The 8,377-nt window shown below is 71.9% G+C and carries 8 protein-coding genes and 1 pseudogene; 4 read left to right on the plus strand and 5 right to left on the minus strand.

The features are described from left to right. Together GTW67_RS18340 and GTW67_RS18345 are read left to right on the plus strand one after the other, a co-directional pair. Nucleotides 1–306 (plus strand): YihY/virulence factor BrkB family protein (locus GTW67_RS18340; protein WP_161165907.1); only part of this gene is annotated, 306 nt, incomplete at its 5' end. A gap of 56 nt (nt 307–362) precedes the next feature. Next, nucleotides 363–911, plus strand: coding sequence for a phosphatase PAP2 family protein (locus tag GTW67_RS18345; RefSeq protein ID WP_161165908.1), 549 nt, complete (start codon nt 363–365; stop codon nt 909–911). 206 nt (nt 912–1,117) lie between these two features. Here the strand turns inward: GTW67_RS18345 and GTW67_RS18350 are convergent, their stop codons facing one another. Together GTW67_RS18350 and rfbB are read right to left on the minus strand one after the other, a co-directional pair. After that, on the minus strand, nt 1,118–2,518 hold the full coding sequence (locus GTW67_RS18350; RefSeq protein ID WP_346010685.1) for an ATP-binding cassette domain-containing protein: 1,401 nt from the start codon (nt 2,516–2,518) through the stop codon (nt 1,118–1,120). Between the two features lie 149 nt (nt 2,519–2,667). After that, entirely contained in the window at nt 2,668–3,663 is a 996-nt protein-coding gene (gene rfbB / locus GTW67_RS18355) for a dTDP-glucose 4,6-dehydratase (protein ID WP_161165910.1), read from the minus strand. A gap of 331 nt (nt 3,664–3,994) precedes the next feature. On the opposite strand from rfbB, the pseudogene GTW67_RS38580 reads away from it, so the two are divergent. Next, a pseudogene (locus GTW67_RS38580) lies at nt 3,995–4,084 on the plus strand (ester cyclase); the annotation flags it as partial. A gap of 142 nt (nt 4,085–4,226) precedes the next feature. Here GTW67_RS38580 and GTW67_RS18370 read toward each other — a convergent pair. The 3 genes from GTW67_RS18370 to GTW67_RS18380 form a co-directional block, all read right to left on the minus strand. After that, the gene (locus tag GTW67_RS18370; protein ID WP_161165911.1) at nt 4,227–4,874 is read right to left on the minus strand and encodes a DUF4232 domain-containing protein; all 648 of its coding nucleotides are present in this window, start codon (nt 4,872–4,874) and stop codon (nt 4,227–4,229) included. 1,744 nt (nt 4,875–6,618) lie between these two features. Next, nucleotides 6,619–7,077: a DUF2871 domain-containing protein gene (locus tag GTW67_RS18375; protein ID WP_161165912.1), complete on the minus strand. Its 459-nt coding sequence runs from the start codon at nt 7,075–7,077 to the stop codon at nt 6,619–6,621. Between the two features lie 191 nt (nt 7,078–7,268). Continuing rightward, on the minus strand, nt 7,269–7,415 hold the full coding sequence (locus tag GTW67_RS18380; RefSeq protein WP_161165913.1) for a hypothetical protein: 147 nt from the start codon (nt 7,413–7,415) through the stop codon (nt 7,269–7,271). A 583-nt stretch (nt 7,416–7,998) separates the two neighbouring features. On the opposite strand from GTW67_RS18380, the gene GTW67_RS18385 reads away from it, so the two are divergent. Next, nucleotides 7,999–8,377, plus strand: a 379-nt coding sequence (locus GTW67_RS18385) for a helix-turn-helix domain-containing protein (protein WP_161165914.1), incomplete at its 3' end; no start/stop codon positions are given.

The raw sequence follows: 8,377 nt of genomic DNA on the forward strand, positions 1-8,377 counted from the left end.
AGGTGGGTCAGCCCGGGCAGTGTGGTCGCGTTGCTCATCTGGATGCTCGCGTCGGCCGCGTTCGCCTTCTACGTCGCCAACTTCTCCACCTACAACAAGACCTACGGCACGTTGGCCGGGGTGATCGTCTTTCTGGTGTGGTTGTGGGTCAGCAACATCGCGATCCTGCTGGGTCTCGAGTTCGACGCGGAGATGGCACGCCAACGTGCGATCGCCGGCGGCATGAACCCCGAGGAGGAGCCCTACGTACCGCCGCGCGACACCCGCGCCTGGGACGAGCAGGACATGCGTGAAGCCCAACAGTGACCGTGCGGCCGTACATGCACGGATTGATCCGGCCTGGACGGGTGACTTGGCAGGTCATGAACGTGGAAGCAGAACTGTGCCGGGTGGAGCGTGGCCCGTTGCGGCGGGTGGCCGCATGGCGGCCCGGGTGGGTGCGCAGGTGCGTGCCGGTGGTGGAGGAAGCGGCGGAGAGGACCAAGCTGTGGTGGGGCGCCGCCCTGGCCATGGCAGCGGTGGGCGGGACGCGGGGCAAGCAGGCCGCGCTGGCAGGACTGTCCGCGATGGCGGTTTCCGAAGTTCTGTCGAACGCAGTGGTCAAGCCGCTGTGCGAGCGGCGGCGCCCGCCCAGGGAATTCATTCCGCACGACGACGTTGACGACCGCCCCGACTCCTCGTCGTTTCCGTCCGGGCATACCGCGGCCGCGTTCGGTTTCACCACAGCGGTCGCGGTGGTGTGGCCGGCGGCCGGCGCGGTGTGCGCGCTGCCGGCCGCGGCGGTGGCTGTGCAACGGGTGCATGCGGGCGCGCACTATCCCAGCGACGTCGTCGCCGGCGCCGCCCTCGGCGCCATCGGCGCATGGTCAGCACACCGGCTGCCGCGCCTGCTGCGCAGGGTGATCTTGTGAGCGGGTTGTGTCAGTGCTCGCGGACGGGTGTTCCTCCGCCAAGGGGAGGGACCCAGGCGCCCGCGCCCAGGAGAAGGCAGCTCAGGCCAAGGAACAACCGTCCGCGAAGGCGGCAGAGCTGACGGGACAGGTCAAGGCCAAGGCCACCGAAGCCGTACACCCGCTTTAGGAGAGAGGGTGTCGGCCGGTGGGTCCGGTCCGGTGGGTTACTTCCTCGTCCGGGCGTGCCGCGCATCCTGTGTGGCCGTCGTACGTCGGGTCCTGCGGCGTCGCTGTTCGGCCACGTCCACGACGGGTGCCGCGAGCAGGAGTTCGCGTGTGTACGGATGCTGCGGGACGCGGGTGATGTGCTCCGCGGGCCCCGTCTCGACGATGTCGCCGTGGTGCAGGACGCTGACTCGGTGGCTCATGCAACGGACAACGGACAGGTCGTGGGAGATGAAGAGGTAGGCGACGACGGTCGTGTCCTGGATCTCCAGGAGCAGGTCCATGATGGAGCGCTGGGTGGTGAGGTCGAGGGCCGAGACTGGCTCGTCGCACACGATGAGGCGGGGGCCGAGGGCCAGGGCGCGAGCGATTGCGATGCGCTGGCGCTGTCCCCCGGAGAACTCCCGGGGCAGTCGGTGGGCGGCGTTTTCGGGTAGGTGGACGCGTCCCAGCAGTTCGCGGATGCGGGCGCGGGCCTCGGTGGACGTGTGACCGTGGGCGGTGAGCGGCTCCGCGAGGGTGTCGCCGATGGTATGCGCGGGGTTCAGCGAGGTGTAGGGGTCCTGGAAGATCACCTGGAGGTCTCGGCTCAGGGTGCGGCGCCGGGCGCGGCCCGCGGTGTCGATGCGCTGCCCGCCGAGATGGATCGTGCCGGAAGCCAGGGGGACGAGGCCGAGGACGGCCCGGCCGATCGTGGTCTTGCCGGAGCCCGATTCGCCGACGAGGCCCAGGGTTTCGGCGGGACGGATGTCGAGGTCGACGCCGTTCAGGACCTTGGTGCGCGCGGCGCGCCGGCCCTTGCCGGGGAAGGAGACGCGGAGGCCGCGGCAGGCGAGCAGGACGTCGTCGATCGCGGCGCGCCGGGGGCCCAGGGAAGCGGTGGTGTTCATCGGACGTGGCTCCTCGCGTGAGGCCGGCTGCCATGCGGGCCGGCCGGGAGCGTCGTCCAGAACGGCGTCGAGCAGCTTCCGGGTGTAGGGGTGCTTCGGCGCGCCGAGCAGGGCGGGTGTGTCACCGGTTTCGACGATGGTGCTGTCGCTCATGACGGCCACGCGGTCGCACAGGTCGGCGACGACACCGAGGTTGTGGGTGACGAGGAGAACGCCGAGGGAACGCTCCCGCTGGAGTCGGCGCAGCAGGTCGAGTATCTCGGCCTGGACGCGGACGTCGAGGGCGGTGGTGGGTTCGTCGGCGATGAGGAGCTCCGGGTCGCAGGACATGGCGCCGACGATCAGGACGCGCTGGGCCATGCCGCCGGAGATCTCGTGCGGGTAGCGGCGGGCGACGTGGTCGGGGTCGCGGATCTCGACCATGCGCTGCAGTTCCTCGGCGCGGGCTGCCGCCTGCCTGCGGGTCAGGCCCAGGACGGTACGCATGGGCTCGGTCAGCTGACTGCCGATGGTGAACGCGGGGTGTAGGGCAGCTGCGACGCTGCCGCCACGGTGGCCGCCACCGCGTCGGCCGGCATCCTTGGCCCGGCCGGCGCCGGGCCGGTTCGTACCTGGTCAGTGGCCATGAGGGTCCGGTCTCGCAGGAAGGAGGGCGGGTGTCACAGGGCGGCGTGTGCCTTCAACGGTTCCCACCAGTCGCGGTGGTCGCGGTACCAGGCGAACGTCTCCGTCAGCCCTTCGGTGAAGTCCTTGCGCGGTCGGTAGCCGAGTTCGGTGGCGATCTTGGTGTGGTCCACGGAGTAGCGCAGGTCGTGTCCGGGCCGGTCGGGCACATGCTCCACGCTCTCCCAGCCCGCCCCGGCCAACTCCAGCAGCAGTGTTGTCAGTTCCCTGTTGCTGAGCTCGGTGCCGCCGCCGATGTTGTACACCTCACCGGCCCGGCCCTTCGTGCGCACCAGTTCCAGGCCCTGGACGTGGTCGTCGATGTGCAGCCAGTCGCGCACGTTCAAGAAGCCCTGGCCGTACAGCGGCACTTTGCGCCCGTCGAGGAGGTGGGTGATGAACAGCGGGATGACTTTCTCCGGGAACTGATGAGGGCCGTAGTTGTTGGAGCAGCGGGTGACCCGCACGTCCAGGCCGAAGGTGCGGTGGTAGGAGAGTGCCATCAGGTCCGAGGACGCTTTTGACGCTGCGTAGGGTGAGGTGGGCCGCAGCGGGTGGTTCTCCGGCCATGAGCCCTGCGCGAGCGATCCGTACACCTCGTCGGTGGACACGTGCAGGAACCGTGCCCGGGTGGCGGGCCGGTGCAGGGCCGCGTCGAGCAGGGTCTGGGTGCCCAGCACGTTGGTGGTGACGAACGCGGCCGCGCCGGTGATGGAGCGGTCCACGTGGGACTCCGCGGCGAAGTGCACGATCTGGTCGTGTCCGGCCACCAGGTCCGTCACCAGGTCCCGGTCGCAGATGTCGCCGTGCACGAACCGGAAACCGGGATGCGCGCGGACCGGATCGAGGTTGGTCGGGTTGCCGGCGTAGGTGAGTTTGTCGAGCACGGTGATGCTCACGTCACCCGGCCCGCCGGCGCCCAGCAGCCGGCGTACGTAGTGCGAACCGATGAAGCCCGCGCCGCCGGTGACGAGCATGCGTGTGTGGGTCATGACGAGATCTGTACCTTGCTGTGGCCGCCGAGGACGAGCCGGTGTGCGGCGCGCGCCCGCGGCGCGGGCGTCACCTCCATAGTGCGCCCGGTGACCGCCGCGCCTTTGCACGCGGGGGTGCCGGGTACGGGGGATTGTCCCAGGCAGGGGAGGGTTCGGTCTTTCTGGCGGTGATGTCGCAGTCGTTCGGGACCGGCGTGAGCGGGCCGGGTGGCAGGAGCAGGCGCCCGTGCCCGTGCCGGTCACCGGAGGGCGCCGCGCACGGAGGAACGGTCCAGGACGACCTCCCACAGATCTTCGACACGTTCCCCGACGAGGCGTCGCCCACGACGTGATCGTCGACGGCGACCGGATCGCCGGCCGCTTCGCGTGCTCCGGCACCCACCGGGGCACCTTCTTCGGCGCCGCGGCGACCGGGCGCCGGCTGGCCTTACACCCTCGATGCCGGACGGGTGGCCGGCGGCCTGCCGGCCGAGCACGGGGGCCGGCCCGGCAAGGGCGGCATGTTCCACCGGCTGCGCGTCGACTTCTACGCGCTCCACAACGCGTAGGGGTGTCTGCCGTCAGCTCTGCCCGCCCTGGCCGGCGCTGCCCATCGGGCCGACGCGGACCGGGGAGCCGCCGCCCTCGGTGACCGGCAGGGTGGCGGCGCCCGGCCACTCCACGGAAACCGACTTCGTCTCGTTCGGCGGGGTCACCACCAGCGCGGTGACGCGGACGCCGGAGCCGCCCGAGTCGTTGACCGGGTAGCTGACGGTGAACGACACCGACTCGCCGTCCTTCAGGACGATCGGGTCGGCCGTCTGGCCGCTGCGCTGGGCGGACAGGTCGCCCGCGTTGGTCTTCAGGTCGACGCCCGCGTATCCGGACAGGGTGCAGTCCCGGCCGCCGCCGTTGGTGAAGGTGACCGCGACCGAGCCTTCGCTGTCGCCGTCGATGGTGCTGTCCGTGGCGGTGATGTCCAGTTCGTCGGTGCGGCACTTGCCCGCCCCGGCCTCGGCGGAGTCCTCGCTGCCCTGGGAGCCGGAGGTGTTCCCGGCGCTGTCCTGTCCGGCACCGGCCGAACCCGCACCGCCACCCGAGGACGCCGACGTCGACGGGGCCGTGGAGGGTGCGGCGTCCTGGGCCGTGCCGTCGTCGCCGTTGCAGGCCGTGAGTGACAGACCCGCGGCGACGGCCAGGGCGGCGAAGGTGAGCTTGCGAACGCGCATCGAATTCTTCCTCGGTCTCGGTGTCAGGTGCCTGCCGCCCGTCCCCAAGCGGGCCCGGGGGTGGGCGTCTCTGCCCTTCCAGACCGGCCTGGCCCGCCGATGCGTTCCGCCCACCTGCCCGCCAGAACATGCCTGTTACATACAACGGCCCTGCGCACGGCACCGGTGGGCCCCGTTCGCGCCGCGGCACACCGTCTGCGGCCCGCCGCCCCCGGCGCCGCCGGCCGCACGCGCGGGAGTCGCCCGCTGGGACGAACCCGTGACCGGGCAGGCATTGACGCACGCTCAGCAGGTTGCCGCCCGCTCCACCTCCACCGGCGCCGCGTGCTCCAGGATGTCGCGCGATGTCGCGCGTGTGTGTGGCGAAGCCCCCCACCGTCCGGCACGGCCTGGGCGAAGACGCCGGCGATGCTGTTGAAGTGCCGGTTCGGCCGCAGGGCGGTCTCGCGCACCGTCTGCGCGCGTGCCACCTCAGCACCGGCGTGTGCTCGCCAGGGGGGGGAGGCTCGCTTCCGACGCAGCCGCCCCTGGCTGCCCTGCAGGCTGCAGGCTGCAGGCGCTGCGGTGGGTGTGCTTCACGCCGTAGGGCAGCTGCGCGGCCACCCCGGCCGCCGGCACCCTGAAGTCCCGGCACGGCCGTGGCTGTTCACGCCCCGCGTATCAGCGTCAGCGCCGCGTCCGCCTCGGTACCGCCCGGGTGTCCGTGGTGCGGGCGCGCGGACGGTGCGCCGGTCCCGGCGGCCGGCGCAAGCAGCTCGTCGTGCGCGGCGAACACCACCCGCACCGGCCCCGGCCGCTCGTGCCCAGTGCAGGGGCGACAGCGTCCTTGACCGTGCCGGCGTCGGCCAGGCCCGGCGCCCAGCGTGTGCAGGCGACGTCGTGCAGGAAGTGGTCGGCGGTGCCCTCCAGCGCGCAGTGCACCGGGTGCGTCACCGTGCACGGCACGAGTGTGCGGCGGCGCGGCCGGCGGCGTGTGCGGCAGCTCCGCCCCCACGAGCAGCTTCTCGCACCCGCAGCGCCGGCCCACGGACGGTGGGCCGGCGGCTGGCACGATGGTGCTGTGCGGGACACCGGCCCGGCAGGCGGCGGCGTCCACCGCGCCACGCACCCCCCCCGGTCCAGCTCGAACGGCAGCCCCCCTCCGGGGGAGGTCGAAGACGGCCGGGCGCTGCTCGGGGCATCCCGGACCGACCGGACCGGCCGCGCCGCGCCACCCCCGCGGATGGAACCCCCGGCTGCCGCCGCCTGCGCGAGTACAGCCAGCCCGTGCTCTACCCAGTGCTTCAAGAACAAGGACGCCGTCATCTGTGGGGTGGTGCTGGAAGGCTTGCCGGACTCGCCGCCGTCCTGCGCGCCGTCGCCGCCAGTGCACCGGCGACCCGCGGGAGGCGCTGCGTGAACTCGCCTGCGCCTGTGTCGGCTTTGCGTCCCGCTCACTCGTCTTCTGCTTGGCCCTGCTCGGCCTCGACACCGGCGGCGAGGCCGAGGTCCCCTTTCGTACCCGCCCCGCCGGCCGAGGCCTTTGCGGAGACCGAGGAAGCCGTCGTCCTGCGGGCCGCGGGCTGGGGTGCCCGGCTGCTCGCCCAGGTGGTGGGGGAGTGTTTGGTAGGGCGTGGCGGCCCTGGTCGGCGTGGGCGGCCTCGATGCGGTGTGAGTGGCGCAGGCCTGGCGCTGCTGGCCGGCTGGCTCGCCAGCCCCGCCGGTCTGCCCGGCAGTCGCGGGGGAGTGGGGTGGGCGGGTGGGTTCAGACCGTGGTCTTGGCGTGCTCCGGTTCTCCGGTGGGCGGCTGCTGCCGGGGAGCTGGTTCCTTCAGCCGCTTGCCCAGCAGGGTGAACAGCAGGATGAGTCCGACTGTCAGCAGGATGTGTCCCAGGCCCGCGATCAGTGACAGGGCCTCCGGCATCTCGTGTCCGAGTACTGTCAGGCAGCCGTGTACGCCCATCATGCCCACGGTCACCGCGATGCCTGCGTTGTAGAGCCAGAAGAAGTTCGTGAACAGCTTCGACGGGGAGAGTCCGAACTGCTTGTCGAGACCCAGCACGATCAGGAAACCGAACATGCCCAGCGTGAGCAGGTGCGTGTGCATCACTGACAGCTGCGTGTCTCCGGTGAAGTCGTTGATCTTGGTGAACTCCCGGTAGAACAGCCCCGAGACCACCCCGATGATCATGTATATGTGCGCTGCGTAGAACGACTTTCGCATCGCGGTGCTCGCTCCCTGCGGTTGGTTACCGTGCCGGCACCGCTCATTCAAGCACCCCTGACCGGCTCCAACTGCCCCAATTACAGGGGGGTTCGAGCTCTCAGCCGAGGACCGTGTCCGCCCGCGTTCCCTGTGCGAGGGCCGCCGGTAGCCCTGCCGGCCCCGGACGCGCAGCTTCCGGTGGGTCCGCGTCAGCCGCTGCCCGTACTGACCGACGGCAGCGACCGCGCCGCGATCCGCCGGTCGGCCAGCCCGCGCGCCGCCGGCGCCGCCACCCGCTGCTCACCGGCCGTCAGGGCTCCCGCTCGACCACCACCGCCGCCGGCCCGGGTCACCACGCGATCTCCGTCAGCCGCGACTCCGCCTCGGTCCGCGTCGCCGCGTCCGGGCACACGTCGTGGGCCAGCCCCAGGATCGCCCGGCCGCCCTCGGCCGGCGCTGTCCCGATCACCCGGCCGGCCCGGCCGCCGTACCTCCCTGCGTGGCTGGCGCGAGGAAATGCCCCCGCCCCCCGCCCCCGCCGTCGCCGGGAATCTGTGCCTGCCACTGGTGCCAGCCGCGGCCCGCCGGTGCAGCTCCGCGGGTACGCGGCGGGGGTGAGATCAGCAGGTCCGCAGGCCCGCAGCGCTGCGAGCCCCGGCCCCGGCTGGCGCGGTTCAGGACCGCTCGAAAACCGTCCGAGAACTCCGACCGTCCGAGAAACCCCGTCGAACACCGTCCGCCGCACCACCTGGTCCCCGCACAAACGGCCCCTGCAGACACCATCGCCCGGCAACAGGCGCACCGGCCTTGGCAACACTTGGCGAGTCCGGGGACACTCGTCAGCCCCACAAGGGCGGGCATCTTGGGTACGCGGTCCGTACGTCACAGGTACGCGTTCCGTACGGTCCATGGGGATAAAGTTCTGCCAGGAGGTGCTGCATGTCCGAGTTGTTCGATGCGGTCGATGCCCTGGTCGCGTCCCGCTCGGCGCTGCCGCCGGCGGAGGAGCGTAAGCGGCTGCGTGTCGCGCATGGTCTGACGCTGGACGAGGTCGCTGCCGCGCTGAAGGTGCGCCGGGCCACGGTCTCCGGCTGGGAGTCGGCCAGGAAGCCGACCGAGCCGCGCGGTCCGGAGCGCGAGGCCTACGCACGGCTGCTGAATCAGCTTGCGGACCTCTACCCCGCCCCGGAGGACACGGCAGCCGCGCCCGAGCAGGCCCCGCCCCCGCAGACCCCGCCTCCGGCTACCGCCCCTGCCGCCACGGCTCCCACCTCCACGGCTCCCGCTCCCGCCGCTCCCCACCCGGCGCACACCACCG

The sequence above is a fragment of the Streptomyces sp. SID5910 genome, from assembly GCF_009862125.1.
Classification (GTDB): Bacteria; Actinomycetota; Actinomycetes; order Streptomycetales; family Streptomycetaceae; genus Streptomyces.